Origin of the sequence: Haloarchaeobius caseinilyticus, from assembly GCF_051207395.1 — an archaeon.
Classification (GTDB): Archaea; Halobacteriota; Halobacteria; order Halobacteriales; family Natrialbaceae; genus Haloarchaeobius.
The window spans coordinates 1,410,303-1,434,259 of the sequence record NZ_JBPJZC010000001.1 but is presented as its reverse complement, the minus strand read 5'-3'; the positions used below and the strand labels follow the sequence as shown (position 1 = coordinate 1,434,259).

Below are 23,957 nucleotides of genomic sequence, written 5' to 3'. Positions count from 1 at the left end.
ATCGGGTTTCTGTTTGGTTCGGTTTTTTTCGTCGGATGTCGTCGTCGTGGGCGATTTTGGAGACTCGACCACGAATCGCGACGGAGATACACGCATCGCTCTCTCTCCAGCATCTTCGCCTATACTCTCCCCAACCGACTCGAAGCGTCGAGCGCGGACCGAAAGTTTACACCAGGCGTAAACCTTAGCGGTTGGGCGACCCGAGTGGTGGTTGCTCAGTCGTCGTCGGCCGGTCTGGGTTCGCCGTCGTCTTCCACGCTGTTGCCCGGCGGTTCTACCGGCATCACTTCCGCATCGGGATTCGCCCCGAGCGGCGTTATCCGCACGCTCGACACCTTGTACTCGGGGATGCGCGAGGTCGGGTCGAGTTCGTGCTGGGTGAGCGTGTTCACCGCGCCGTGGGCGAAGTGCATCGGGATGAAGACGACGCCGGGGTCAGACACGTCCTCGACGTTCGCCTTCACGACGATTTCGCCGCGCTTCGACTCGACGCGGACGTACTCGCCGTGTTCGATACCGAGTTGCTCGGCCATCTTCGGGTGGATGCTGACGAAGCTCTCCGGGACTTTGTCCATCGACGCCTCGTTCCGCCGGGTCATCGTTCCGGTGTGCCAGTGATACAGCACGCGGCCCGTCGTGAGCATCAGCGGATATTCCTCGTCCGGTAACTCCGGTGGCTGGGCGAAGTCGGCCGGGACGAACCGGGCTTTCCCGTCGTCGAAATTGAACTCGTCTTCGTACAGGAACGGCGTGCCGGGGTCGTCGGCGTCTTCGCAGGGCCACTGAAGCCCGTCGGGTTTCGACTGGAGTCGGTCGTAGTTGATGCCGCCGTAAATGGGCACGAGGCGCGAAATCTCGTCCATCACGTCGGCGGGGCCGGCGTAGTCCCAGTCGTAGCCGAACTCGCTGGCGAGGGCACAGAGGATGTCGAAGTCGGTTCGGGCGTCGCCCGGCGGGTCGACGGCCGGCCGGACCATCTGGACGCGGCGTTCGGTGTTCGTGTAGGTGCCGTAGCTCTCTGCACCAGAAGCAGCCGGGAGCACCATGTCGGCGAACTCGGCCGTCTCGGTCAGGAAGATGTCCTGCACGGCGAGGAAGTCGAGCTCCTCGATTCCCTTCTTCGCTTCCGTGATGTCTGGTTCCGAGAGCGCCGGGTTCTCGCCCATGATGAACATCCCGCGTATTTCGCCATCGAGCATGGCTTCGTACTGTTCGGGCAACCTGAGGCCGATTTCACCCGGCGGGCGCTCGCCCCACTCGGCTGCGAACTTGTCCAGCACGTCCTCGTCCTCTGGGTCCTGATAGCCGGGCAGGTTGTGCGGGGCCGGGCCCATGTCGCCGCCGCCGCCCTGGACGTTGTTCTGGCCGCGGAACGGCGAGACGCCAGCGCCGGGCTTGCCGAGGTTGCCCGTGACGAGGGCGAGGTTCGTCACGGCGAGCAGGTTTCGCGTGCCGTGGGCGTGTTGGGTCATGCCCATCGCCCAGCCGAAGATGCACGTGTCGGCGGTGGCGATGGTCTCGGCGGCGTTGATGAGTTCGTCCTCGGGCACGCCGGTCAGTTCTTCCACCTTCTCGGGCGTGAACGGTTCGACCTTCTCGACCAGTTCGTCGAAGTGCTTCGTCCGTTCCTCGACGAACTCGGCGTCGTGCAGGTCGTTGTCGACGATGTAGCGAATCATCCCGTTCAGCCACGCGATGTCGGTCCCGGGCTTGGTCCGGGTGTACTGCGTGGCGTGGTCCGCGACACCGACTTTCCGCGGGTCGAAGACGAACAGGTCCGCGCCATCGCGGACGTTCTGCTTGATGCGCGTTGCCAGCACGGGGTGGCTCTCGGTCGTGTTCGACCCGGTGATGAGGTAGCAGTCGGTCTCGGCGATGTCTTCGTTGATGCGGTTGCTCATCGCGCCGTAGCCGAGTGTCTGCTTGAGCGCGGAGACCGTCGAGGAGTGACAGAGCCGGGCGCAGTTGTCGACGTGGGGCGTGTCGAGCACCTGCCTGGCGAACTTCTGGGCGAGGAAGTTCTCCTCGTTGGTACACTTCGAGGAGGAGGTGACGGCCACCGAGTCGTCGCCGTGTTTCGCCTGAATGTCGGACAACTCCGACTCGATTCGTGCGAGTGCTTCGTCCCACGTCGCCTCGCGGAACTCGTCGCCCTCGCGAATCAGGGGCATCGTGAGTCGGTCGTCGCTATCGACGTAGTCGTAGCCGAACTTCCCCTTCACGCAGGTCGAGAAGTCGTTCGCAGGGGTCGCCTCGGGGTCGGCTGGTCGGACGCCGAGCACCGAGCCGTCTTTCCCGTACATCTCGAAGCGACAGCCGACCGCGCAGTAGCTACAGGTCGTCTCGGTTGTGTCGATGCGCGAGAGTCGCGCCCCGGAGACGACACCGGCGATGTCGAACATCTGGCTGGCGGTGAGCATCCGCGACGCCAGCCCTTCGGCGGTGTGTTCGACCGCTCGAACCGTGTCGGTTTTCGCCCGGTTGGCCGTCGCTGTCGCTCGCTCTTTCGCCTTGCGCATGAAGCGTGCGACACCCGATTCTTCCGCTATCTCTGTCGCCGTCTTCCCGCCAGCCTCGGCTGGCACGTCGCGATTCGGCGCGGCCGTCTCGTCGGCGGTTTCGGGCGGTTCCTTCGACTGCACTTTGCCGATGGAGTTCTTCTGCGTGAAGCCCGGCAGCGGAATCGTCGTCGCGTCGGCCATACCCTTCTCGACGAGCGAGCCGGTCGGGCAGACCGTCGCACAGTGGCCACAGGAGACGCAGGTTGAGTCGTCGAACGCGTCGGCGTCGTTCTGGAAGCCGATGCGGGTGTCCTCACCGTGGCCCTCGATTCGAAGGACGCCTTCGACCTGTACGTCGTTGCAGGCCTCGACACAGCGGTTGCAGAGGATGCACTTGTTGCGGTCGATCTGGATGACCGACGAGGTGTCGTCGATTGGTTCGTACTCGTCACGGTCTTCGAAGACGCCGTATCGCGGTTCGTCGACGCCGTGTTCGATGGAAGCATCCTGTAGCTCACAGCGACCGTTCTGGCCGCAGGTCGTACACCGGAGGTTGTGGTTCGACAGCACGAGGTCGAGATTCACGTCCCGGGCCTCGGCGGCCGCCTCGGTGTCCGTCCGAATCGTCATGCCGTTCTCGGCTGGGTAACTGCACGACGGGACCAGTCCGTGCTCGTCGGTGTCGACCATACAGGTCCGGCACTCGCTCCGCGTGCCGATTTCGTCGGCCTGCTCGGTGTCGCGGTCGTAGTAGCAGACAGCAGGCACGTCGCCCTCGGTGTCGAGCGCGTGCACCGCGTCGATGAGCGTCGCACCGGGCTGGAGTGCGATTGGTTGCCCGTCGACCGTGACGTGGGTCATCTCGTCCGCGTCGGCAGTCGAACCGCCAGCAGTACCGAAGTCAGGGTCGTTCGCCGTGCCTGGTCGGAAGTCCTCCGTTACTGGCGTACTCGGCCGCGGGTCCTCGAAGGAGGGGACGCGCGGGGTCGGGTCCCCGCCATCGTCACTACGGCTCATTGCCCACCTCCACAGGCCCCGGCCGGGCAGCGACCGTCGGCGTGTGCGCGGAACTCCGTCTCGAAGCGGTCCATCGCGGTCGTGACCGGTCGCGGTGCGTGGCGACCGAAGTCGCAGGTGCTCGTCTCGCGCATCACCCGCGTCAACTCGCGGATGCCGTCGCCGTCGTAGGTTCCGTCGTAGATGGCACGAAGTTTGTTCGTGAGCTGTTTCGAGCCTTCACGACAGGGAACACAGCGGCCACAGTTTTCGTCCTTCGCAAACCTGCCGCGGTGACCTGCGACGGCGACTGCACACCGTTCGTCGTTGCAGACCTGCACCACGCCCTCTGTGCCGAGGTCCGCCGCGGCCAGCGCTGGCGCGCTTGGCGAGCAGTCGAGCGACTGCGTGAGGCCGCCGAAGCGACCGCCGACGCAGGCCATCTTGAACCGGCCGTCGACTGCCACCGCCTCCCGGGCAGTCGCCAGCGACCCACCGGTCGGGAGTTCGAGCGTCACCCGCGATTGCACGTCGCCAGTCACGGTCACGAGTCGCGTGCCCGGGTCGGCGTCTGCCGGATCGAACCGTGTGGTGTCCTCGGGATTCTGCAGCAGGTGGCGAACCTGCGCGAACGTCCGCGGCGTGTGAACGACGGTCGGCCGCCCGTACAGTCCGTGAGTCGCCGGGCCGGGCGGGCGCAGGCGAGCCTCCAGTCGGTCGTTACCCTCCAGCGACTCCAGTGCCATCGTCGGTTCCCCCGCGATGTAGCGGTCCGGGCCGGTGACGACTGCAGGGACGATTGTCCAGTCGTCCTCGGCCATTGCCGAAACTGCACCCTCGACGCGGCGGCGGACCACCTCGTCGGTCTCGTTCAGGTAGACGACCACGTCGTCGGCGTCGATTACGTGCGCGACCGTGACTGCGCCGTCGAGGACCGCGAGCGGCGCGCTCCCGAGCAGCGTTCTGTCGGTTCGATTGCCTCGTTCGGACTCGTTCGCGTTCACCACGACGACCGACTCGCCGTCGGCGTCGCGCGCGGTCTCCCACGCGGGCGCAATCGGGTCGTCGACTCGCGCGTCGCCGCGACCGCGACCGAGCAGGCCGACACGGCGTACGGTGGCGAGCGCAGTCTCAGGGTCATCCTGGACCGTGGGCGAGACGAACTCGCCGTAGTCCTGGGGGACCGTCGGCGCGACCCAGCCGCACGGGCCGAGAACGTGTCGAGTGCCGTGCGAGAGCGGGCCCTCGGCTGGCATCGGGAGTGTCGCCTGGCCCGAACCGTGGTCGACGACTGCGAGCGCGTCGTCGGTCGGAAGCGACTCGTCGTCGACCGCAGCCACGAGCGTTCGCGCGCGGTCCGGCGAGACGGCCGCGTGGTACACCGTCCGGCCGTCACGGGTCACCGCGACCAGCGGGTCCAGTCCGTGGACACCCGTCGTGCCGACTTCGACGACTGGCACGCCGGTCGCAGCCTCCTGCGCGGCAGCGAGCACTGCCGCGCCGTCTGTGGAATCCGCCATGATGCGGACGACCGTCTCGTGGTCGACCGCGCCGGAGTTCCTCGTCATGACGCGTGCTACTCTGTGACCCTGCAAAAGCGTGGCTCCTAACACGTGTCCCGCGACCACGATATCTTTCTCACCCAACAGTTCCCCCGTTGCGAGAACGGTCGAAATTAAGTGGTGGGCCGTGGGATGGGAGAGACGATGACCGACGTCACGACCACGCTGGATTCCTGCACGTTCTGTGACAGGGAAGTCGAACCCGATGCACACGCCGATTGCCACTCGCTCTGCCACCGCCGTCTCGACATCGAGACCGGGGCTGACGCCGTTACAGAGCGATTCGCCTGCCCGCACTGCTTCGGTGAGATCCTCTCGCTCACTGGCGACATGATGGCCCGCGATGTGGACGCGACCGACACCGACGCGCTGGCGGCGGTCGCCGACTGTAGCTTCTGTGGCAACGACTTCGACGACGATGCGAGCCTCGAACTGCTCGCCGTCGACGACACTTGTTACGTCCTCTGTGCCGGCTGTTCCAGCGTCTTCGACCAGTTCTGCTCGAACGTCCCCGAGTCCGAACCCGAGGGCGACGTCGTGGTGGCAGCCGACGGCGGCGACGAATCGGCTGCCGAAGACGCAGAAGCATCGGACGCAGCGGCTGAGTCGGACACCGAGGAAGCAGCAGACGCCGCAGAAGACGAGTCGGCCGACGTGAGCGACGAGTCGGAAGCGGTCGAAGCGGCTGGTGAGACAGAGGCGGAGGCTGAGGACGCAGAAATCACCGACGAGGCTTCGGACGCGGTTGCCGACGAAGTCGCGGAAGCAGCCGACGATACTGCTGACGAAACTGTCGAACACGTGGCCGACGAAGCTGACGAAGTCGCCACCGACGAGGCGGCGGAAGACGAGGCCGGTGCTGACGACACCGACGACGAGTACCTCCACGACGCCGACGAGGCCGCGACGGCCGCCGCCGCAGCAGACGCTTCCGACCTGAAGAACGTCCTCGACTCCGGACTCGACGATGTCGAGACCGACGACCAGGTCCGCTTCGATATCCGGCGCGACTCGCGCGACGGCTCCTCGGAGATTTCGACCGTCGATGGCACGGTCACCCGCGCCGAGACCAGCTACATCGGCGGCTCGACCATCTACGTCGACGGCGACGACGGCGAAGAGTACCGGCTCGAGTCGAGTTTCTCCTCCGAAGCCGTCCGCATCTCGACGGTCGCCGGGCACGACCTCGACTTCCGCGGTCACCTCGATGCCCTCGCCCGAATCGAGTGACGACGGCCGGTTCCTCGATTCGCAAGCGTTAAAAGTATACCGCACATTGTTTAGAGTGCGGGCCGGTGGGGTAGCTTGGTATCCTTCGGCCTTCGGGTGGCCGTAACCGCGATTCAAATTCGCGCCGGCCCACTTCCCGCATATACTTTTTCCACCTTCTACTGATAGGTATCGGCCTATCTGGAGGTGGTCTCAGTGGTCGCTGAGTCACCGCACCAGCGCCCATCATCTGCGTATTCTGATGGTTTTCTCGACCAGCTGAGCGAGAGCTGTTCGACGCTCGATTGTGAGGTGTCCTGGCGATGAGCGCCGAGGACATCCTCGGCGGCATCGACGCCGAGACCCTCCGTCGTCGCTACTACTCTCGCCCCAAGCCGAACACGGAGCGAGAGTTCCGCTGTCCGCACTGTCACGCTCGCTGTACCCGACTCACCGACGGCGTTCGCGAGGCCGGTCATGGGCAGGACTGTCCGCGTCGGCTCCGTCGAGGCCAGCGGTCGCGACGAATCGCACCGAGCTACGACGACCTCCCGGACACGCACGGAGGTGATGTCTGATGCCGCGGTGCGACGAGTGCCAATCGCAGGTCTCGCACCCGCGGGAGAAGGTGTACGTCCGTGGTTGGGACGACGCCAGAGACCGGGCAGACGTCCTGATTCTCTGTCCGACCTGCCGGACGAAGTATCGTTACGACCGGCAGTACACGCCGCGGAATCTCCCGCGAGGTGGTCGGCGTGTCTGATCACGAAGCCGATGCTCGGCGGTTCCTGTCGCTACTGTCTCAGCGAGAGCTACGGAACGGGGACTGGAAGAACGGCCTCGCCTACGCGAGAATCCGAGGTATCCGACGAATGGCGGTCCTCGAAGCGTGGTTCCGCGTCGAGGCTGACTTTGGTCACCGCGGTCCCGTCGTCGAGGCGCTGCGAGAGCAGAACACAGACCTGCTCGAAGACTCGCCCGCCGAACTCGGCGCTCGGTCGCCCGACAATCTCCGCGAAGCCGCGGTCGAACTGGCCGAGGCAGCTGGTGAGACTTCTGTCCGGTGGACCGACGAGGACGGCAACGAGTACACGCCGAAGCCGGTCACATTCCGGAGTTCCTTCGAAAACGGCAGCACAGGGAGCTTCGTCAGCGGGACCAGCCCGGTCTACGAGGTCGACGACACTGAGCAGACGACTTCACAGTCGACGCTCCTCGCCGACGGCGGTGACGACCAGTGATTGCCCGACTACTCCTCGGGCTCGCGCTGCTGGTCGGTGGTCCGACCGCGTTCCTCTGCTGGGTGATTCTCTCGTGACGTACGTCGAGACGGCCCCGCACGAGTTCGAGGGCTACCTCCACTACGCCACGAACCGCGACAAGCCGTACTGGGCGCTTTCGTCAATCATGCAGGCGCACGACGCCGGTTTCGACGCCGTCGAGCGAGAGCACCCGACCACGGGCGAGACGTGGCAACTGTCGACCGGCTACCGCGCTGGCTCACTCGTGCCCCGTGCGACCGACCCGATCAACGTCGAAAAACTCGCCGAGTGGAAGATCATGCTCCGCGGCGAGAACAAGCGAAAGGCGACCTTCTTCGTCCGTCCTCGCTGGAAGAACATGGAGTACCGGAAGGACGACGGTAGCACGTCGTCGCTGCACACCTGGTGCGAATCAGATAGACACCCGGACGCCGGCCTCGACGTGGAGGTCGACGGCTCGAACATCGAGCCAGAGGAGTACCCGAAGCTCCTGTGCTGGGCGGCGCGCGAGGTCGCGAACCTCGCTGGTACGAACCTGAACGAGCGCTACTTCCACCCGCGCGGTGTCTACGTGACGAGCAAGGTCACGGCCTACGAGCGCTACGTCCGGCTTCGAACCGATGTGGCGAAGAAGCTCATTCGGATGTCCGGCCTGTTCGGTCGGTTCCATCTGCTGCTGGGCGACGAGCGCGGGACGAAGTACACGTACAAGGTCGACAACACCGACATCGTCGGGAAACTCCACGCGCTCCAGTTGCAACCGAGCGCGGCTCGCGAACTCCCCGGCGGGCGCCGTGGGAAGCAGTTGAAGCACTACCACCTGAAGAACCGCGACGCCGAGAACGCCGATGACCGGCTGAAGGACCCGAAATTCGGTGTCCTGCTGAAGAAGCGGTTCAACGGCGGGCAGGCGTTCAACTGGAACGACCTGGAAGACCTCACGCGGGAGATCGACGAGACGCTCATCAACTGCCTGTCGTGGGCGAAGATTCCGACCCGCGGGGCTGACCCGACCGTCTTCGGTGAGGACGATGTGTTCACCGGCGGTCCGCGGTCCGAGGACGCGCCGACGGTGACGCGGTACTCCGACCCGACGCCGAACCTCGAAGCGAAGCAGGAGAACCTCCTGGTGCGAACGCTTCGCGACCTCACCGACGCCGACGACGATGTTCTGCGAGCGATGACCGACGGCGGGAAGAACGACGGCGTACACCCCGGCGAGATAGCCGAGGAAGCCGGCTGCTCGATTCGAACGGTGTACCGCGCGCTGTCTCGCCTGGACGAACTCGTCGAGAACGACAACGCCGCGGTTCGGTTCCGCTCCGAGAAGATTCGACAGGAGCTACACGCGGTGTACGAGCGCATCGAGAACACGGTCGAGAACGGCGCGAAGGCGATGTGTCGCGTGCTCGACCTCGACCCCGAGGTCGTGAAGCAGAACGGCGGCGCGTTCGAGCGCTGGCTCACGCACTACGCCGCGGACGTCGTCGAGGACTCACCCGAACAGATGCTCATCAAGATCGGCGCGACGCTCTCGCGGTACATGGCGGGCAACGGCGAGTACGTCGGCGACGTGCTCGACTACCTCGACAAGGCGCTCGCCCGGGCTGGCCTGGACATCGACCGGTCGAAGATCGTCGTCGAGTGGAGCGACGGGAACACCACGTCGACGATGGGCTGGTTCAGCCGCGTGCTCCGTCAGGCACGCGACAAGGCGGGCACGACCACGCGGTAGCGCTGCCCAGTTGAGTGGCAACGCTCTCCGACACCCTCTTTTCTGCAACCCTGATTGTACACACTTCGGTAGTGTTCTGGTCTACTTGTGTTAGTGGCCACACTCCGAGGTGGTCTGGTCGTCGAGGAACCGCACCGGTGCGTGTGCTTGTGCCGCTGGGCGGCACAGCCCCCTTAGCGGGTGTCGCTAAAGCGACCCGCTGAAAAATATACCCCCACCTCCGCACAGCTACACCGGAAGGACGGTCCCCGAGGTCGCCCGTGGTTCGGTGTATCTGTCGAAAACCGGTTTCCTGGCTTCTCTATCCGAACCGAACCCCTGTTTCGCGTGGAGTCAGTTCACTTGAAACACTTGCAGGGGTGGCTGATTCTGCTGTACCAACCGATAGTGTTGAGTTACCAACTACCCAGTCACGAATATGACGGAGTTGTTGATATTCGTACCACCCGTATTATCAGCACTGCTTGGTGCGGTAGCGGTAAAAGGTGTAGATAGTTTGAGTAGGAAGCGGTCTTCTATTTCGGCGATCCAGCATGGTCTCACTTCCAATTACTGGCGTCTGGAGGGGGAGATTCAAGATATTCACAGGGATGACTGGTCAGAAAGCTATTCCAGAGTAGTACGGTTAGACATGATTGAAGCGGTGAGGACTGGTTCTCCAGGGGACTACATCGAGATTTTCGAGAGCGTTGAGGACCTCACTCTGGCTCTCGCAGAGCTAGAGTTTATCCAACGAGAGCAGTACGAGTCGAAACGGCCGGATGCGTATGTCGCAGATTCAGAGGAGGAAATCGTCGCGCGACTATCCGAGATTCAAGACTTGATTGTTACTGCAGAAGAAAATTTAGATGACTACTTGACTGAGAGCCTGATTCGAAGGGTCCTGTTCGCAGGCGCAACTAAGGAGTTCGAGAAGGCGGATTGAATCTTCATCAGCCGAGAATCGCGTCGACGAGGTCCTCGGAGAGGTAGATGTTGTGCTCGGATATCGTCGTGCCCTTGACGCCAGCGACGGACTCGAAGAACGCGGCGAGTTCCTGGTGGTAGGCGTCGGTGCGCTCTTCGCGAATCGAGTAGCGGTGACTCGGTCCCTTCTCGCGTTCGACCGCGCGGTTGTACAGGTAGATTCGGCAGAACTCGCGCTGGTGGAACTTGAACACGCCCGGGAGCCAGCTGGGCAGCGTGATGTCGGCGGTGTCGTTCTTTTCGCCGACGGGTGCGCCAGCAGCGGCGAGGAGTCGACCGAGAAGCGTAGCGTCCTCAGCGGGCCGGACTTCGGTAGCGCGGCCTTCGTCGCGCTGGACGACCTCGGGCTCCGCGCCGAGTTCGTCGAAGGCGGTCTCCAGCATCGAGAGGTCGACGGTGTCGGGACCGCCGAAGTCGCGGATCGCGAACGTCGGGACGAAGTGTTCGCGTGCAATCGACCCGCCGGAGTAGATCCACGCGACGAGTTTCACCAGTCCGCTAGCCTTGTCGGTCCCGGCGGCGATGTCGAGCCAGCCGAGTTCACGGGCGCGCTCGATGGCCCGCACTGGGTCCGGCATCCCGTTGCCGTCGACCCACGACCGGATGCGACCGCGGGGAAGTTCGAGGGCGGTCGAGACCGCGCCGCTACCTTTGTTCGGGTGCCGGGAAGCGTACGACTGAACCTCGCGATACTCGACGACGCGCTCCCAGGGGGTGAAGCCGTTCCGGAGCGGGAACGTATCGGCGAGGTCGCGCTCGGTGACGAGTGCCATGGGTGTTCTCTGTTCGTGCAAACGCTGTGCTACCCTTATGGGTTTGGCGACTACCGATAGAGATGGGCGGGGCGCACCATACGACCTCGCTATCGTATCCCACACGATATTTTCACTCTCTCTTTCTGTGGTCCAACGTCAGACGAGCGACGAAGCCGATGTGCGCGCGAGTTGTTGGCCAATCAGCAGTTCGAGCGTATAATTAAGCCTGTCGGCCGTGGGCGTAAGCAGTCAATCATCGTACCATTCACAGCTGCCGAAGTTATCACAGCCGATAATAATGCGGTTTCCGGAGTTTTAAACTATCTATCTGCATTTCAATGGGGGCTTGATAGCATGCAAGTGGGTGCTGAAGGTGGTTGCTAATGGGCGATTACCGTCAGTAAGATTTCATACTCCGGTACCTTTATCCCGAACGAATGGGGTGAACTGGATAACACCTGACGGTGCGAGGTGGGATACCTGCCTCCTTCCCCTTGGCAGGAACTCGCAGCCGCAAAGGTGTGGGATACACGCAAACATGGAACTGAAAAACCTCTTTACGGAAGACGATGCGGTTTCGCCGGTCATCGGTGTCATTCTGATGGTCGCGATAACCGTCATCCTCGCAGCAGTGATCGGTGCGTTCGTACTGAACATCGGTGGATCGCAGGAGCAGGTCCCGCAGGCCAGCTTCACTTGGGAAAACAACAGTGGCCAGCTCGACATCGTCCACGACGGCGGTGACGACCTCGATACGAGTACGCTTTCGGTGACGGGCGACTTCGACAACAGTTCGATTTCCGCTGGTGGCGATGGAAAGTTCTCGGGCGGTGAAGTTCTGACCAACGTCAACAAAGGTGGCACTACTGTCGACGACGGTCTTGAGGGTCGCCTCGTCTGGACCTCGCCGAGCGGTGGCGGCAGCAACGTGATCGGAGAACACACCTTCTGAATTCCAATGGAACTTAAAAACCTCTTTACGGACGACGACGCGGTCTCACCGGTTATTGGCGTCATTCTGATGGTCGCCATAACGGTGATTCTCGCGGCTGTAATCGGTGCATTCGTGCTGAACATCGGCGGGTCGCAGGAACAGGTTCCGCAGGCCTCGTTCGGATTCGAAAACGGTAGCTCGGTGAACATCACGCACGATGGCGGTGACGACCTCGAAATCGCGAACATCAAGCTCTCTGGAGGCATTTCGGAGAACGCAAATGCCACGGAGATTGGAAACAACGACGACACTTGGTCTGGTGGGGAGACCTACTCTACTGGCGAAGCAGTCTCGTCCTCTGGTACTGATGTCCGCATCGTGTGGTCGTCGCCCTCCGGTGATGGCTCGAACGTCCTCAGCGAGTGGACGTCTCCGTAACCACGGATTAACGGGATCCATTTTTTCATATTTCAAATCTGTCAGCGGCAGCACCGGGTGAGAACGTAATCTCTCGGTCAGACTGGCCAGAAACCACCTTGTTCAAATCGATGTTGCCATGGACAGCTACAGCCACGCCACTTTCTCACGCTCCCTGAGCCGCGCCTCTGGTGAGTGCGTCCCTCTGTAGTGGTCGAGGAACGTCTCTAAGTCGTTCCAGCCGCCCCAGTCGCAGACGACCATCGCGTCGACGTCGGCCGACCGTAGCGACGTCGCCCACGTCCGACGAAGATCGTGCATCCCGACGTACTGCCAGCCGGGGTCATCGGTCTCGTCGAGGAGCGCGTCGGTCGCGGTCGCCATCCACCGTCGAAGCGTGCGCGTCGAGACGGTTACCACAGGCGCGTCAGCAGGAGCGTCGCGGTGATGCCCGATGGTCCGGATGGTCGTCGCCAGGTCGCTGGGGATGGGCGTCTCGCGGTACTCGCCGGTCTTCGCGCCCTCCCAGACGCGGAGCATCGTGCCAGCGTCGGTGTCGGCGACGTGGTCCGGCGCGACGTCGAGGACCTCCGCGCTGCGGAGCCCACACCGGACCGCGAGCGCGACGGCGATTCGTGCTTCGCTGCCCGCGTCGAACTGGTCGAACAGGAGGCCGACCTCGCTCTCTGAGAGCCAGGCCCGCATCCCGTCTTTGTCGGCGTACGGTCGCAGGTTCATGTCCGTGATGCCGGGGTCGCGGTCAAAAATCCACGAATCGAGCGCGGTTCGGGAGGGATTCGGTGGTGATCGAGGGCGACGGTGTCCGAGTCTTGGCTGAGAGTCGGACACAACTGGCCAGAGATTATTTATGGAATATTATGTAAAATGCGGGTAGTATGCGGCAACGCTCGATAAACCACTTCCTCGGGTCATTTTTCAGCAAGCAACTAATACTGGCTTATGGAATTGCCAACGGATTCAGCACATCTGTGCAGTTGGTAATGATATTGGTTGGTAAGGCCGTATGGACCAGAGACACAGAGGGCCTCATTATGGTATTAGAGCTATATGTAGAGACGCTCTATCCTCGATTTATCGGAGGTCTCACCCAGTGGAACATGGTTATGATACTGCTGAATCTGGTGGTTGCGGTCACACTTCTTGCGCACTGGTCGCTCAAGTATGACCGCGCCTTTTGACAGAGAGTCGGGCAAGAGGCAGCCCAGTCTAAAGTCTACAATTCTTGGAAATATCTGAACACACCATATCCAAACAGGATCCACCCAATGAAAGTCGCAAACAGACCAGCTGCCGCCAGTCCCGTGGGTCCGATGAACCAGATTGAGGTTTCGAAGGCCCCGAGGAACCCACCTGCCCAGATGAACAGACTGGAGATAAGGATACTTCCGACACCGAGAGCAGCGTACCCCACAGAATCTTTGTCGAAAAACTCAGAAACAGTGAGTTCATCGTTTTTTGCCTCTACTACTACGTCACCTGGAACTGGCCAATCCGATTCTTCGTTATTCAACCAGTAGAGATCCCCTGCCGAGGTTCGATCAATCTTCAAGATTTGGTCCTCGCACAGTTCATCCAGTCTGGCCTTCACGGTGTCTTTCGTGAACTCTTCGTCCAACTCTGCCTCTACCTGGCGACGGGTGAAGAATGGGCGATCATTTTCGACAAACACCTCCACGACTGGCCGATACTGCAAAGAGAGGTCTGCGTTCGGTTCAATTCGGTCTTCAATCCAGTCTGGAAGCTCCGACATTGTCATTCTTCGGTCGACGAATCACTCCTCTTCGGTAGGCGAAATACGATTCTGCGACCGTCGAATGGGGTGACAGGTTCGGGTAATATGTACCTACTGGCCCTCTAACCTGTTGATGCAGGAAAGCATCAAACTGGAACCGAGAAATACGCAACCCGCAGTTGCGTTTTGGGGTATGGATCATGACTGACTCTGTAGGAGTTGGAGTAGCAGTATCCGCGTTCATCTTCGGCGTAGTTGGGTGGCGTGAGCTATCTTCAGCCGTTCCTGTAGGAGTACCGCTATCGGTGAACCTGATGGCACTGGCAGCACTGTGTATTCTGTGTCTGCTACTCTATTCGAAGGTGGATCCGAAGCGATAGCAATCTCCTGCCACCTCTGTTTTAATGAAGATGGATTGTGACGAACTCAGAGTTTTACCTGTGGTTCAAGATACTGATGAGAAACGCCCGGAAACTCTAATAGAGAGGTGACAGATTCCCTTGTATGCGAGAGTTTGATGAAGCACTAGGGAACCTTGTCAGCTGTTGCTCTACGATGAGAGCCTCTTTCGAAGGAGTTTGGGACCAAGATCAATACAGAATATTTGTCGAGCATAGGGGCAGACCTTTCACAATCTTTGGGAAGCCCTCTGATGGATACTTTAGGATAACAACGACCAGGCGACTCCTAAATATCGAAGGGTTCGAAATCAGCCAGAGCACACCGGTAGTCAATATCAGGACCGAACTCAATCGCCTATACAGCAGCTTGGATATGAGGAACATAGAGATATTTGAGATTACTGAGACAAAATCGAATGACCCAGTAGAATATTTTGATGGATTTCGAGCCGTTGCCCCCATCTTTGTGTATGAGGATCGGTTTGGTCCAAAAAGATTCGATGAGTCGCTCTGTCAGATTGATAGAGTTGTGACTGACGCTTTCCAAGAGGCTGTGGATATTATCGGAGTAGATATAGAAGGTATTGAGGAGACAGTAGGAAGTGATGATACCGAGGTCGATACTGGTGGGCGCGCTTTCCAATAATTACCTTCGAAATTGTTGGAGTACGGCCCCAGCCGTCGATTCACCGATTCCGTGGATAGTGATTAAATCATCGTACTTGGCCTTCTGAAGCTGATACATCGTCGGAAACTCCTCTGCGATTGCCGCACTGGTGTCCGGCCCGATGCCGCCGATCTCCTCGACAGTCGCCCGGACCTCCTGGGCGTCATCGTCGAGGGCGAACGATAGCTCTCGTTCGAACTCGGCGTCGGTGAGGTCGCCGTCGACGTAGGCCCGCCGGATAGCTTCGGCGTCGTCGAGGTCGTCTTCCTCCTGGACGAAGCCGATGGCGAGGTCAGTACCGGAAACGAAGAGGACGACGATGGCGGCGCCAATGTAGAATCCCCACGTCTGGATGGCGATGAACGTTATAACGCCGACGAAGGTAGTGACTTTGACTGACTCGCGGTCTGGAAGTCTCATCAGCCGACCACTCCGAGAACTTCGATGTTCGTGAGCGTCAGCTGGGCACCAGCGACGAACAGCCCCAGCGGGATGGCGTGCTCGACGCCACCGAGCCAGTAGCCGTACCGGGCCCGAACCACGCGAGGCGCTCGCTGATGGATGGTCCACAGCGACGCGAGCACGACGAGTTTGATGGCGACGACGCCAGCGATGCCCGCGGCGTCGAGCGCCCAGGCGTTGATCGGGACGGCCTCGTACGCGAGTGGGTGGCCGATGCCGGCCCACGTCGTCACGGTGTCGCCGACGCCCCAGGTGAGCGTGGCGAGACACCAGAGGTAGGCGGTGAGCCAGCGCTGGCGGAAGGCCGGGTCGTCGAGGCGGGCGAAGCGGCTACTCGTCGCCACGGTCGTCACCTCCGTCAGTCACGAGCGCGTCTTCTCCCAGCTCGTCGTCGCTGTAGATGAGCTGGATGACGAACCCGCCGAGGAACAGCACGGCGAAGCTGTACAGCGGCATGGCCGACGGTACAGGCTGGTAGCGCGCGTCGACGAACGTCTGCCCGCCTTGCTCGACAGTCTCCTTCGGTACGTCGAGGGCGGCGTCGGGCACGAGCCAGAGCCCGATCCACATCCCGGCGACGAGCGCGACCGCGCCGACGCCGACGACGAGTGCCTTCTCTCGCTTCGAGAGTTCGAAGCTCGTCATCGTCAGCAAGTCACCCCCTTCATTTCCGCTGCAAATCCGGGTGAATCTCGATTTTCGACCGCCGGTTGGGGCCGGGTGTCCGCGGATTTCCCCGCCGGGTGGGGCACTATGTATATAATTATGCTCCCGCCGGGGGGTGTGTGGTGGTGGACAGCCGGGCGTCTGGACGCAGTCATGCGGTTTCCTCCGTCGGGTCGTCCACGATGTCTCGGTGCTGTCCGTCCGTCCACTCGCGCACACGCTCGCCGACCCAACTCTTCGACTTCGGCACGAGTCCATTGCTCTCCTGCCCGTCTTCGCTGGTGTCGGCTATCTCGCGGTAGGTCATCCCGCCGTCGTCTGTCCACGGTTTCGCGGCCCGGACCGCGGTCTCGATGTAGGTGTCGCGCTGCACGTCGGCCGCGCTGGGTCCGTCGTCACTGTCTGGTTGTCGGACTGTGCGAGTGCTGGCTAGCTGGCGAGCGTTGCGGCTCCGAGGGTCTTGAGTAGAGTGCGTCGTTTCATCGAAAGATGGGTCTGGTGGGTTAGTTGATGAGGTCGTTTCCGCTGTCTGCGGCGAGTAGGGCTATCGCGAGGAGCGCAATGAGGCCGATTCCGAATGCACCCCCGAAGCCACCGAGACCCCAGTCGCCACCGCCACTGCCGCCTGAACCGTAGTTCTCGGTCGCCTGGCTTCGGTACTCGATGAGGAGTTCGATCTCCTCTCTCGTCGAACTCGCGTTCCAGATCTGGTGTGTCGGGTCGTCGAGCGTCATGCCGGCCCACTTATCCCGCATTTTCACACCCACGTGCGATGCGTACTGGGTGACCGCAACCACGTTCTCACGACCCTCGCGACGGAAACGCCTCGACGATGTCCCGGGAAACCGCCAACTCGGTGTGTTTCACACGCCTGAATAGGCTCCGAAACGTGTAAATTCAAATTTAATTAAAAATTAGAAATGTAAGGTGGTATGTTTGGCCCTGTGCACCCCTGAGCAAAGTCGAGCATTCGCCACCCGAGTCGTCGACGACAACGTGACGAGCGCCCAACCTCTCATTTACATTGTCCGGTCCGGTACTGCACGCAGGCCGGTCTAGCTTCGTTCCACGGACGTGGAAACGACGTGCTTCCTTACATCGTTAAACCGCGACGGTGGAGTTAAGGCGGTCGTCGCTACACACTGTGACATGACGCACGCCGACATCGACCACGTCGCGGTCCTCGGAGCGGGGAGCATGGGTCACGGAATCGCGGAGGTCGCCGCGCTCGCCGGGTACGAGGTCACGATGCGCGACATCGAGGAGGATATCGTCACAGAGGGGTACGAGAACATTGCTTGGAGCCTCGACAAACTGGAGGAGAAGGGCCGACTCGACGAACCGGCCGAGGACGTGCTCGCCCGAATCGAGACGACCGTCGACGTGGCAGAGGCCGTCGGCGACACCGATTTCGTCGTCGAAGTCGGGCCGGAACAACTCGACATCAAACACGATATTTTCACCGAGGTGGCAGCGCTGGCACCCGACGACGCAATCCTCGCGTCGAACACCTCTAGCCTCCCGATTACGGATATCGCCGAAGCGGTGGAAACGCCGGAACGCGTCGTCGGCGCGCACTTCTTCAACCCGCCGGTGAAGATGGACCTCGTCGAGGTCATCTACGGGGAGCACACCAGCGACGCCACCGCGGAACTGGCGTACGAGTGGGTCGAGTCGCTCGACAAGACGCCCATCTACGTCCGCAAGGACGTGCGGGGGTTCGTCGTCAACAGCGTCCTCGGGCCGTTCATCGACGAGCCGGCGTGGATGGTCTCGAACGGCGAGGCGACCATCCGCGAAGCAGACGCCGCGATGGTTCACCGTCGTGGCTACCCGATGGGTCCCTTCGAACTCGGTGACCTCACCGGTATCGACGTGGGCTACCACGTCCGCAAGGAGAGTGGGCGGCCCATCTCGCCTGTCATGCAGGAGAAAGTCGACGCTGGCGACCTCGGCCGCAAGACCGGCCGTGGCTACTACGAGTACGAAGACGGTTCCGGTGCGGACTACGAACCGGACGACGCGGGCGACTTCGACACGCTCCGGGTCGAAGCCGTGATGGTCAACGAGGCCGCGAAACTCGTCGGCGACGACGTGGCCACGCCGGAGGCCGTCGACACGGGGATGCGACTCGGGACGGGCTTTCCCGAAGGTCCCTGCCGGCGAGCCGATAAACACGGCCTCGATACCGTCCTCTCGGTGCTCCGCGACCTGTACGAGGAAAGCGGCGACGAGCGACACCGGCCGGCCGACTACCTCGTCGAACTGGTCGAGGCGGGCAAGATTGGCGAGGACGCAGGTGCGGGCTTCTACGAGTACGACACGGGCGACGGTCCCGGGAGCTACCGCCTGCTGAACTACGAACTGACCGACGACGGCCTGCTCGCCGTCGAACTCGACCGACCGGAGCGGATGAACGCGCTTTCGGGCGACCTGCTCGACGAAATCGACGACCTACTCACGCAAGTCGACCCCGACGACGTGCTGTGTGTCACCTTCGAGGGTGCAGGTGACCGTGCCTTCTCGGCAGGTGCGGACATCGGCGGCTTCGACGACCGTTCGCCGACTGACGCGATGCGCGTGACGCCCGCCTTCGAGACGGTGAACGAGTTCCCACGGCCCGTGTTGGCCAAGATAGACGGCTACTGTCTCGGTGCGGGTCTCGAACTCGCACTGGCGTGTGACCTCCGCATCGCCACCGAGCGGTCCACCCTCGGCGCACCCGAAATCGGACTCGGACTCATCCCCGGCGGTGGCGGCACCCAGCGACTTCTTCGGCTCCTCGGAGAGACGCGCGCCAAAGAACTCGTCTTCCGCGGCAACCACATCGACGCCGAGCGCGCGGCAGACTGGGGGCTGCTGAATCGGGCAGTGCCGTCCGAGGAGTTCGACGACACGGTGCAGGACTTCGTCGACGACATCCTCGCTGGGCCCCCGCTCGGACTGGAAGTCGCCAAGACGGTGATGAACGAAGGCGCAGACGCCAGTCTCGACGCGGCGCTCGCGATGGAGAGTCAGGGCTTCGGCCTCCTCATGAGTACGGACGACGTGCGTGAGGGGACGGCCGCGTTCGCGCAGGACCGTGACCCCGAGTTCCGAGGCGAGTAGGGTGGACGACCTGCCGCCACTACCAGACGAGGCCGTCGACGTGATGGAGGCGTACATCGCCAGCCACGGCTACCTCTCGTGGCTCGGACTCGGCGTCGAATCGGTCGAGCGCGGGCGCATCGTGATGTCGGTTCCCCACGACGACAAGTTCCAGAACGTCGCGCTCCCGGGCCAAGACGCGGTCGAGACGACGCCGGTCCACGGCGGTATCCTCGCCACCTTGGTCGACACTTCGAGCGGGTTCGTTCTCCGGACGACTTGGGAGAACCCGGCGAACGCGAAACTGACGACGACCGACCTCGACGTGAAGTACCTTCGGCCCGCAACCGGCGACTTGACCGTCACGGCCGAGGTCGTCCGGGCCGGTGGCTCGATGGGCGTCGCAGACGTGACCGTCGAGAGCGTCGACTCCGCCGGTGACTGCCGGGAGGTCGCAGTCGGACAGACGAGCTATCGGTTGTTCCGAGAGTAGCAATCACGACGGCGGCGAGCCCCGACCGCTGCCCGCTGTCTCTGTCGGCAGTCGTCGCCGGTGTGGACTACTCTTCGGTCTCGTCGTCCAAGCTCTGGAACACGCTCGGGTCGGTCCGGAACTTGAGGACGTTGTGGATGACCGAGTTCCGGAGATTCGAGATGACCTTCCCGTGTTCTTTGTAGAACTCGTGAATCCAGCGTGACTCCTGTTCGCGCGTTCTGAACATCATCACGGACTTCCACTGGTACTCCCCGTCGGAGAGGAAGTAAAAGAGCGTGTGCGGGTCGTCGCGGATGGTCGTCATCGCGTCGTACCACTCGTCGGCGAAGTGTTCTGGGTTGAACTTGAACTCGAACAGGCCGAAGATGAAGTACTCCTCGTTCGGGATGATCGCCTCGCGGAACACGCCTCGTTCGCGCATCTTCCGGATGGTCTCACTCACGGTGACGTGCGAGACGTCGATGTCGTACTCGTCGGCTAAGATACGGGCGAGGTCGCGGGACGACAACTGCGGGTCCGCCGCGAGCTCCTGTAAGATGATGACGTCACGCTCTTTGAAGGACCACTCCGGTGGCGTGCCGTCTGTCATTGTGGGTACGTGTGCTGGCGGTTTTCCTGTGTGTTTCGGTCGATAGTCGCCCGGTCACTCGCGTCTGCGTGGCGTAGTTGGTCACTCCCGAAGAGATTTAATGACTGACTGACACTCTTCGATGGATGGAGTTCGAGGACCTGTTGACCCTCGTCGACAGGCGATACGAGTACCTCGTCCGGTTGGCTCGGTCGCCCGCGTACAAGCGTGACCTCGTCGAAGAACTCGACGACTCGCGCTCGACTGTCGATAGGGCGATGAAGGAGTTGACGGCGGCGGGGTTGCTGGAGCGGGGGTCTGACGGCCAATACGGGACATCGCACGCTGGGGACGTCCTTCGCCGAACCGTCGACGAGACGCGCGAGACAGTCGCGACTATCGACGAGGTGAACAGCGTGCTGTCGCACCTGCCGACCGACGCGGCACTGCCGCCGGCACTCTTTCGGGGTGCGGCGGTCCACTCGGCGACCGGCCCGGCACCGATGGAGGCGATCCAACACGCGACCTCGGTTCTCGTCGACGCAGACACTATCCGCGGGCTCTCTGTGGCCGACCACGAGTCGAAGGCGATACGCGACCTCCACGAGCGAAGTGTCGTCGCGGGTGAACTCGACGCCGAGGTCGTGTTCACGCGACCGATGACCGACCGCCTCTTCTCGGCGTACCCCGACCTGACTGCCCAAGCTGAAGAGAGCGACAGCGTCCGATTGTACACCATCGACGAACTCCCGTTCGGCCTGTTCATCGCCGAGCGAAATGGGACGGAACGGGTCCTGTTCGGCATCTACGACGAGAACCAACTCGTTCAGGCTATCGTCGAGAACGACTCACCCGACGCCGTCGCGTGGGCGAACCAGGTGTTCGAACAGTACCGCGACGCGGCCGACGACCTGTTTTCGGCGCAGTAGCAGCGGCAGCATCGTGGACGGTCGACCGACGAGACACGCAGTCGTTATGCCGGTCGCCCGCCACCACCCACAGGATGACCGATGGGGTAGATGCGACCGTCGATGGCACCGAAGACGCGGCGGCAGAGCGCGACGCGCTCGTCGCCGAGGTCCGTGAACACGCCGGGACCATCGCGCGTGAACTCGCGCTCTTGCAAGGCGGCGACTACGGCCGTGCCGACTTCGACACCGACGACGGCCAGTGGACGGTGAAGTACGAGGGTGGCGCGCTGGAGTACCTCCGGTTCTCGCCGAAATCCGGCGACGACATCTACGTCGTCTCGACGAAACAGCCGCCGGCACACGACGACCTCACGGACGCCATGGGCGACTACGAGGCGTTCGTCGCCGCGTACAACGACCACGTGGCCTCGCTCTCTGGCGTCCTCGACGACGTGTCGACCGACTTCCCGTCGGTCGCCTCGACCGAGGACGTGACCGCCGAGCGCGACCGCATCGTCGCGCGAATCCGCGAGGTCTGTGACGAGATGGCCGGGCAACTCCACCGCTACGACGGCACCGACTACGGTTCGTTCAAACAGTCGGTGAACGGCCGCCGCTGGGAACTGAAACGCGACGGTGCTCGTGCCTCGTATCTCCGTGTGGGAGGCGAGGGTGGGGTCTACCTGCTGTCGCAGTACGAACCGCCGGCGGCCCCGGTCGTTCGTGAATACGCCGAACCGTTCGCCGAGTTCGTCGCCGCCTACAACGACCACGTCGACGACCTCGAAGCGAACCTCGAAGGTATCTCCTTCGACTGAGCGCCCCGAGAGACGTTTCCGTACATTCATGAAGGGGTCGCACTACGAGTAGGGTGAACAGCATGTCTCCGGGACGGACTGGATACGACGAGTGCGCTGGACCGGCGACAGGGGGCCACGAGCGATGTTAGTCATCGTCTGTGGACTGCCGGGCGTCGGGAAGACGACGGTCGCCGAGGACGTCACCGAACGCCTCGACGGACAGTTACTGCGGTCCGACGTGATACGTAAACAGATTCTCGACGACCCAGAGTACACCACCGTCGAGTCGTACATGGTGTACGAGGCGTTGTTCGAGCGTGCCAAGCGACTCCTCGACGAGGGTGAGGCGGTCGTCCTCGACGCGACGTTCCAGCGCTCCAGCGACCGACTCCGCGCGAAAGCCATCGCTCGGTCGCTCGGCGTCGATTTCGACCTCTACCGTGTCACCTGCGACGAGTCGGTCGTCGAACGGCGCATCGCCGCCCGTGAGGGCGACGCGAGCGACGCCGACTTCGAAGTCCATCAGCGCTACCGGGAGATATTCGACGACATCTCGCTCACACACGAGCGCGTCGACAACTCCGGCAGCGAGGTCGAGACCGCACGACAGGTCGCGGCCCTGTTTCAGGAGCCGGTGTCGATGTCGCCCCACTGATTCTCACATCACCGACTGTTTCACACGAGAAAGCGGTACAGACACTGGTCTCGGAGCGCCGAGTCACCGCTCACTCAGATTCGCGTCGATAGCGCCATTGCGTGTGACGAGGTCGACACTACTCGATTCAGCACGGGCAGAACGGCTTCGTCACGTCGTCACTCGAAAAATGCCGGTCGTGGTGGCCGACTCAGAGGAACTCGCCGGGCAACGGCGGCTCCTCTTCTTCTTCTACCGGCTCCTCTTCTTCCATCGGTTCCTCCTCCTCCAACGGCTCTTCTTCTTCCAACGGCTCCTCTTCTTCCATCGGTCCCTCTGCACCGTCCTCTTCGGCTTCGACCGCGATGGCCAGCGTCTCGAGGAACGTCACCGCGGCTTCGATGTCACGGTCGTCTTTGACCGCGACCAGCGCGATGAACAGGCCGTCTCCCTCTTTCGGCTTCCCGATGAACTTGAACACGAGGCCCTCGCCACCACCACACTGGTCGTGGATGGAGACGGTGCCCGTCAGGCCCATCTGGTTCTCGTACTCGGTGCTGTGGAACTGCGTGCAGTTCATCGGCACGTTCTCGGATTCGGTACTCAACTGGGCCGGGTCGCCCGTTCCAGTCGGGTTCCAGAGGACGAACGCACCCGGACTCTCGATGGTCGACGTCTCCGCCTCGAACGAACTGTTGAACGCGTCGAGGTCGGGTCCCACGGCGAACATGATGCCGTTCTCTGCATCACCGAGTGAGGCCGTCGCGGTCCACTCCGTCGGCACGTCGGCGCTGATGACGCCGGCGTCGTCGGTGGTCGTCGTGAAGGACGTGTACCCTTCTTCTTCTTGCTCTTCTCCGCCGGTCGGGGCCTCTTCTTCCATCCCGGTCGGTGTCGAGTCGTCGCCGGCGCTGACTGCGGGCGCGAAGAAGACGGTTGCGCCGAGGATACCAGCGCTGACGAGTACGTGACGACGGCTGACGGACGGTCCTGTTGTAGGTTCGGTTGGTGTCATAACTCCCCTCTGACTGCTAGACGAACGACGTGTAGCGTCTGTGTGCCCACGACAGTTCCTGCGTGCTAGCAGTGAACGTACGATAGCTGACGGAATAACGCTCGGCCCTGATTTTACTGCAACACTCATGAACGTGAAAATACCGGTGTGGCTGACCATC

General features: G+C 62.3%; 27 protein-coding genes and 1 tRNA gene. 16 read left to right on the top strand and 12 right to left on the bottom strand.

Annotated features, from left to right (window positions below; genetic code table 11):
* Window positions 1-215 precede the first annotated feature (215 nt).
* Window positions 216-3,518, bottom strand: a complete 3,303-nt coding sequence (gene fdhF / locus ACSC1P_RS07560) for a formate dehydrogenase subunit alpha (protein WP_435359528.1) — start codon at window positions 3,516-3,518, stop codon at window positions 216-218.
* Entirely contained in the window at window positions 3,515-5,065 is a 1,551-nt protein-coding gene (locus ACSC1P_RS07555) for an NADH-ubiquinone oxidoreductase-F iron-sulfur binding region domain-containing protein (protein WP_435359527.1), read from the bottom strand. The genes fdhF and ACSC1P_RS07555 overlap by 4 nt, the downstream gene beginning before the upstream one ends.
* A gap of 138 nt (window positions 5,066-5,203) precedes the next feature.
* Between ACSC1P_RS07555 and ACSC1P_RS07550 the strand changes: the two genes are divergently transcribed.
* From ACSC1P_RS07550 to ACSC1P_RS07520, 7 genes are all read left to right on the top strand, one after another.
* On the top strand, window positions 5,204-6,289 hold the full coding sequence (locus tag ACSC1P_RS07550) for a hypothetical protein (protein WP_435359526.1): 1,086 nt from the start codon (window positions 5,204-5,206) through the stop codon (window positions 6,287-6,289).
* Window positions 6,290-6,348: 59 nt separating this feature from the next.
* Window positions 6,349-6,421, top strand: a tRNA-Pro gene (locus tag ACSC1P_RS07545).
* Window positions 6,422-6,591: 170 nt separating this feature from the next.
* Window positions 6,592-6,846, top strand: coding sequence for a hypothetical protein (locus ACSC1P_RS07540; RefSeq protein ID WP_435359525.1), 255 nt, complete (start codon window positions 6,592-6,594; stop codon window positions 6,844-6,846).
* The gene (locus ACSC1P_RS07535) at window positions 6,846-7,031 is read left to right on the top strand and encodes a hypothetical protein (RefSeq protein ID WP_435359524.1); all 186 of its coding nucleotides are present in this window, start codon (window positions 6,846-6,848) and stop codon (window positions 7,029-7,031) included. The genes ACSC1P_RS07540 and ACSC1P_RS07535 overlap by 1 nt, the downstream gene beginning before the upstream one ends.
* Window positions 7,024-7,509: a hypothetical protein gene (locus ACSC1P_RS07530; protein ID WP_435359523.1), complete on the top strand. Its 486-nt coding sequence runs from the start codon at window positions 7,024-7,026 to the stop codon at window positions 7,507-7,509. The genes ACSC1P_RS07535 and ACSC1P_RS07530 overlap by 8 nt, the downstream gene beginning before the upstream one ends.
* A 73-nt stretch (window positions 7,510-7,582) precedes the next feature.
* Window positions 7,583-9,265 carry a DUF7845 domain-containing protein gene (locus ACSC1P_RS07525; protein ID WP_435359522.1) on the top strand — a complete coding sequence of 561 codons (1,683 nt, stop codon included), beginning with the start codon at window positions 7,583-7,585 and terminating at the stop codon, window positions 9,263-9,265.
* A gap of 418 nt (window positions 9,266-9,683) precedes the next feature.
* Window positions 9,684-10,190: a hypothetical protein gene (locus ACSC1P_RS07520; RefSeq protein ID WP_435359521.1), complete on the top strand. Its 507-nt coding sequence runs from the start codon at window positions 9,684-9,686 to the stop codon at window positions 10,188-10,190.
* Between the two features lie 7 nt (window positions 10,191-10,197).
* Here the strand turns inward: ACSC1P_RS07520 and ACSC1P_RS07515 are convergent, their stop codons facing one another.
* Window positions 10,198-11,004, bottom strand: coding sequence for a hypothetical protein (locus ACSC1P_RS07515; RefSeq protein WP_435359520.1), 807 nt, complete (start codon window positions 11,002-11,004; stop codon window positions 10,198-10,200).
* A gap of 520 nt (window positions 11,005-11,524) precedes the next feature.
* On the opposite strand from ACSC1P_RS07515, the gene ACSC1P_RS07510 reads away from it, so the two are divergent.
* Together ACSC1P_RS07510 and ACSC1P_RS07505 are read left to right on the top strand one after the other, a co-directional pair.
* The gene (locus ACSC1P_RS07510; RefSeq protein WP_435359519.1) at window positions 11,525-11,938 is read left to right on the top strand and encodes a type IV pilin domain-containing protein; all 414 of its coding nucleotides are present in this window, start codon (window positions 11,525-11,527) and stop codon (window positions 11,936-11,938) included.
* A gap of 6 nt (window positions 11,939-11,944) precedes the next feature.
* Entirely contained in the window at window positions 11,945-12,358 is a 414-nt protein-coding gene (locus ACSC1P_RS07505) for a type IV pilin domain-containing protein (RefSeq protein ID WP_435359518.1), read from the top strand.
* Between the two features lie 126 nt (window positions 12,359-12,484).
* Here ACSC1P_RS07505 and ACSC1P_RS07500 read toward each other — a convergent pair whose 3' ends face one another.
* Window positions 12,485-13,075 carry a tyrosine-type recombinase/integrase gene (locus ACSC1P_RS07500; RefSeq protein WP_435359517.1) on the bottom strand — a complete coding sequence of 197 codons (591 nt, stop codon included), beginning with the start codon at window positions 13,073-13,075 and terminating at the stop codon, window positions 12,485-12,487.
* 158 nt (window positions 13,076-13,233) lie between these two features.
* On the opposite strand from ACSC1P_RS07500, the gene ACSC1P_RS07495 reads away from it, so the two are divergent.
* Window positions 13,234-13,536 carry a hypothetical protein gene (locus tag ACSC1P_RS07495; RefSeq protein ID WP_435359516.1) on the top strand — a complete coding sequence of 101 codons (303 nt, stop codon included), beginning with the start codon at window positions 13,234-13,236 and terminating at the stop codon, window positions 13,534-13,536.
* A gap of 35 nt (window positions 13,537-13,571) precedes the next feature.
* On the opposite strand, the gene ACSC1P_RS07490 is transcribed toward ACSC1P_RS07495, so the two are convergent.
* Entirely contained in the window at window positions 13,572-14,108 is a 537-nt protein-coding gene (locus tag ACSC1P_RS07490) for a hypothetical protein (RefSeq protein WP_435359515.1), read from the bottom strand.
* A gap of 486 nt (window positions 14,109-14,594) precedes the next feature.
* Here ACSC1P_RS07490 and ACSC1P_RS07485 point away from each other — a divergent pair, with 486 nt between their 5' ends.
* The gene (locus ACSC1P_RS07485) at window positions 14,595-15,137 is read left to right on the top strand and encodes a hypothetical protein (protein WP_435359514.1); all 543 of its coding nucleotides are present in this window, start codon (window positions 14,595-14,597) and stop codon (window positions 15,135-15,137) included.
* On the opposite strand, the gene ACSC1P_RS07480 is transcribed toward ACSC1P_RS07485, so the two are convergent.
* The 5 genes from ACSC1P_RS07480 to ACSC1P_RS07460 form a co-directional block, all read right to left on the bottom strand.
* Complete coding sequence (locus ACSC1P_RS07480) at window positions 15,138-15,578, bottom strand: helix-hairpin-helix domain-containing protein (RefSeq protein ID WP_435359513.1); 441 nt, start codon at window positions 15,576-15,578, stop codon at window positions 15,138-15,140. It abuts the gene before it with no gap.
* Entirely contained in the window at window positions 15,578-15,964 is a 387-nt protein-coding gene (locus tag ACSC1P_RS07475; RefSeq protein ID WP_435359512.1) for a DUF5658 family protein, read from the bottom strand. Before ACSC1P_RS07475 ends, ACSC1P_RS07480 begins: the two co-directional genes overlap by 1 nt.
* On the bottom strand, window positions 15,951-16,265 hold the full coding sequence (locus tag ACSC1P_RS07470; RefSeq protein WP_435359511.1) for a hypothetical protein: 315 nt from the start codon (window positions 16,263-16,265) through the stop codon (window positions 15,951-15,953). The genes ACSC1P_RS07475 and ACSC1P_RS07470 overlap by 14 nt, the downstream gene beginning before the upstream one ends.
* Window positions 16,266-16,437: 172 nt before the next feature.
* The gene (locus ACSC1P_RS07465; RefSeq protein WP_435359510.1) at window positions 16,438-16,659 is read right to left on the bottom strand and encodes a hypothetical protein; all 222 of its coding nucleotides are present in this window, start codon (window positions 16,657-16,659) and stop codon (window positions 16,438-16,440) included.
* 130 nt (window positions 16,660-16,789) lie between these two features.
* On the bottom strand, window positions 16,790-17,041 hold the full coding sequence (locus ACSC1P_RS07460) for a hypothetical protein (RefSeq protein ID WP_435359509.1): 252 nt from the start codon (window positions 17,039-17,041) through the stop codon (window positions 16,790-16,792).
* Window positions 17,042-17,435: 394 nt separating this feature from the next.
* On the opposite strand from ACSC1P_RS07460, the gene ACSC1P_RS07455 reads away from it, so the two are divergent.
* Window positions 17,436-19,394: a 3-hydroxyacyl-CoA dehydrogenase/enoyl-CoA hydratase family protein gene (locus ACSC1P_RS07455; protein WP_435359508.1), complete on the top strand. Its 1,959-nt coding sequence runs from the start codon at window positions 17,436-17,438 to the stop codon at window positions 19,392-19,394.
* A 43-nt stretch (window positions 19,395-19,437) separates the two neighbouring features.
* Complete coding sequence (locus ACSC1P_RS07450; RefSeq protein WP_435360264.1) at window positions 19,438-19,866, top strand: PaaI family thioesterase; 429 nt, start codon at window positions 19,438-19,440, stop codon at window positions 19,864-19,866.
* Between the two features lie 67 nt (window positions 19,867-19,933).
* Here the strand turns inward: ACSC1P_RS07450 and ACSC1P_RS07445 are convergent, their stop codons facing one another.
* On the bottom strand, window positions 19,934-20,458 hold the full coding sequence (locus ACSC1P_RS07445; protein ID WP_435359507.1) for an Lrp/AsnC family transcriptional regulator: 525 nt from the start codon (window positions 20,456-20,458) through the stop codon (window positions 19,934-19,936).
* Between the two features lie 125 nt (window positions 20,459-20,583).
* Here ACSC1P_RS07445 and ACSC1P_RS07440 point away from each other — a divergent pair, with 125 nt between their 5' ends.
* The 3 genes from ACSC1P_RS07440 to ACSC1P_RS07430 all read left to right on the top strand — a co-directional run bounded on the left by ACSC1P_RS07440 (window position 20,584) and on the right by ACSC1P_RS07430 (window position 22,803).
* Window positions 20,584-21,366: a helix-turn-helix transcriptional regulator gene (locus tag ACSC1P_RS07440; RefSeq protein ID WP_435359506.1), complete on the top strand. Its 783-nt coding sequence runs from the start codon at window positions 20,584-20,586 to the stop codon at window positions 21,364-21,366.
* Between the two features lie 74 nt (window positions 21,367-21,440).
* Entirely contained in the window at window positions 21,441-22,166 is a 726-nt protein-coding gene (locus ACSC1P_RS07435; protein WP_435359505.1) for a profilin-fold protein, read from the top strand.
* A gap of 124 nt (window positions 22,167-22,290) precedes the next feature.
* Entirely contained in the window at window positions 22,291-22,803 is a 513-nt protein-coding gene (locus tag ACSC1P_RS07430; protein ID WP_435359504.1) for a P-loop nucleotide/nucleoside kinase family protein, read from the top strand.
* 190 nt (window positions 22,804-22,993) lie between these two features.
* Here the strand turns inward: ACSC1P_RS07430 and ACSC1P_RS07425 are convergent, their stop codons facing one another.
* Window positions 22,994-23,797, bottom strand: a complete 804-nt coding sequence (locus tag ACSC1P_RS07425; protein WP_435359503.1) for a hypothetical protein — start codon at window positions 23,795-23,797, stop codon at window positions 22,994-22,996.
* Between the last annotated feature and the right edge of the window lie 160 nt (window positions 23,798-23,957).

Excerpts from the sequence above, each read along its gene's own strand:
- fdhF (WP_435359528.1), bottom strand. The coding sequence starts at position 3,518 with ATGAGCCGTAGTGACGATGGCGGGGACCCGACCCCGCGCGTCCCCTCC.
- ACSC1P_RS07555 (WP_435359527.1), bottom strand. The coding sequence starts at position 5,065 with ATGACGAGGAACTCCGGCGCGGTCGACCACGAGACGGTCGTCCGCATC.
- ACSC1P_RS07550 (WP_435359526.1), top strand. The coding sequence starts at position 5,204 with ATGACCGACGTCACGACCACGCTGGATTCCTGCACGTTCTGTGACAGG.
- ACSC1P_RS07540 (WP_435359525.1), top strand. The coding sequence starts at position 6,592 with ATGAGCGCCGAGGACATCCTCGGCGGCATCGACGCCGAGACCCTCCGT.
- ACSC1P_RS07535 (WP_435359524.1), top strand. The coding sequence starts at position 6,846 with ATGCCGCGGTGCGACGAGTGCCAATCGCAGGTCTCGCACCCGCGGGAG.
- ACSC1P_RS07520 (WP_435359521.1), top strand. The coding sequence starts at position 9,684 with ATGACGGAGTTGTTGATATTCGTACCACCCGTATTATCAGCACTGCTT.
- ACSC1P_RS07515 (WP_435359520.1), bottom strand. The coding sequence starts at position 11,004 with ATGGCACTCGTCACCGAGCGCGACCTCGCCGATACGTTCCCGCTCCGG.
- ACSC1P_RS07510 (WP_435359519.1), top strand. The coding sequence starts at position 11,525 with ATGGAACTGAAAAACCTCTTTACGGAAGACGATGCGGTTTCGCCGGTC.
- ACSC1P_RS07505 (WP_435359518.1), top strand. The coding sequence starts at position 11,945 with ATGGAACTTAAAAACCTCTTTACGGACGACGACGCGGTCTCACCGGTT.
- ACSC1P_RS07500 (WP_435359517.1), bottom strand. The coding sequence starts at position 13,075 with ATGAACCTGCGACCGTACGCCGACAAAGACGGGATGCGGGCCTGGCTC.
- ACSC1P_RS07495 (WP_435359516.1), top strand. The coding sequence starts at position 13,234 with ATGCGGCAACGCTCGATAAACCACTTCCTCGGGTCATTTTTCAGCAAG.
- ACSC1P_RS07490 (WP_435359515.1), bottom strand. The coding sequence starts at position 14,108 with ATGTCGGAGCTTCCAGACTGGATTGAAGACCGAATTGAACCGAACGCA.
- ACSC1P_RS07485 (WP_435359514.1), top strand. The coding sequence starts at position 14,595 with ATGCGAGAGTTTGATGAAGCACTAGGGAACCTTGTCAGCTGTTGCTCT.
- ACSC1P_RS07480 (WP_435359513.1), bottom strand. The coding sequence starts at position 15,578 with ATGAGACTTCCAGACCGCGAGTCAGTCAAAGTCACTACCTTCGTCGGC.
- ACSC1P_RS07470 (WP_435359511.1), bottom strand. The coding sequence starts at position 16,265 with ATGACGAGCTTCGAACTCTCGAAGCGAGAGAAGGCACTCGTCGTCGGC.
- ACSC1P_RS07460 (WP_435359509.1), bottom strand. The coding sequence starts at position 17,041 with ATGCGGGATAAGTGGGCCGGCATGACGCTCGACGACCCGACACACCAG.
- ACSC1P_RS07455 (WP_435359508.1), top strand. The coding sequence starts at position 17,436 with ATGACGCACGCCGACATCGACCACGTCGCGGTCCTCGGAGCGGGGAGC.
- ACSC1P_RS07450 (WP_435360264.1), top strand. The coding sequence starts at position 19,438 with ATGGAGGCGTACATCGCCAGCCACGGCTACCTCTCGTGGCTCGGACTC.
- ACSC1P_RS07445 (WP_435359507.1), bottom strand. The coding sequence starts at position 20,458 with ATGACAGACGGCACGCCACCGGAGTGGTCCTTCAAAGAGCGTGACGTC.
- ACSC1P_RS07440 (WP_435359506.1), top strand. The coding sequence starts at position 20,584 with ATGGAGTTCGAGGACCTGTTGACCCTCGTCGACAGGCGATACGAGTAC.
- ACSC1P_RS07435 (WP_435359505.1), top strand. The coding sequence starts at position 21,441 with ATGACCGATGGGGTAGATGCGACCGTCGATGGCACCGAAGACGCGGCG.
- ACSC1P_RS07430 (WP_435359504.1), top strand. The coding sequence starts at position 22,291 with ATGTTAGTCATCGTCTGTGGACTGCCGGGCGTCGGGAAGACGACGGTC.
- ACSC1P_RS07425 (WP_435359503.1), bottom strand. The coding sequence starts at position 23,797 with ATGACACCAACCGAACCTACAACAGGACCGTCCGTCAGCCGTCGTCAC.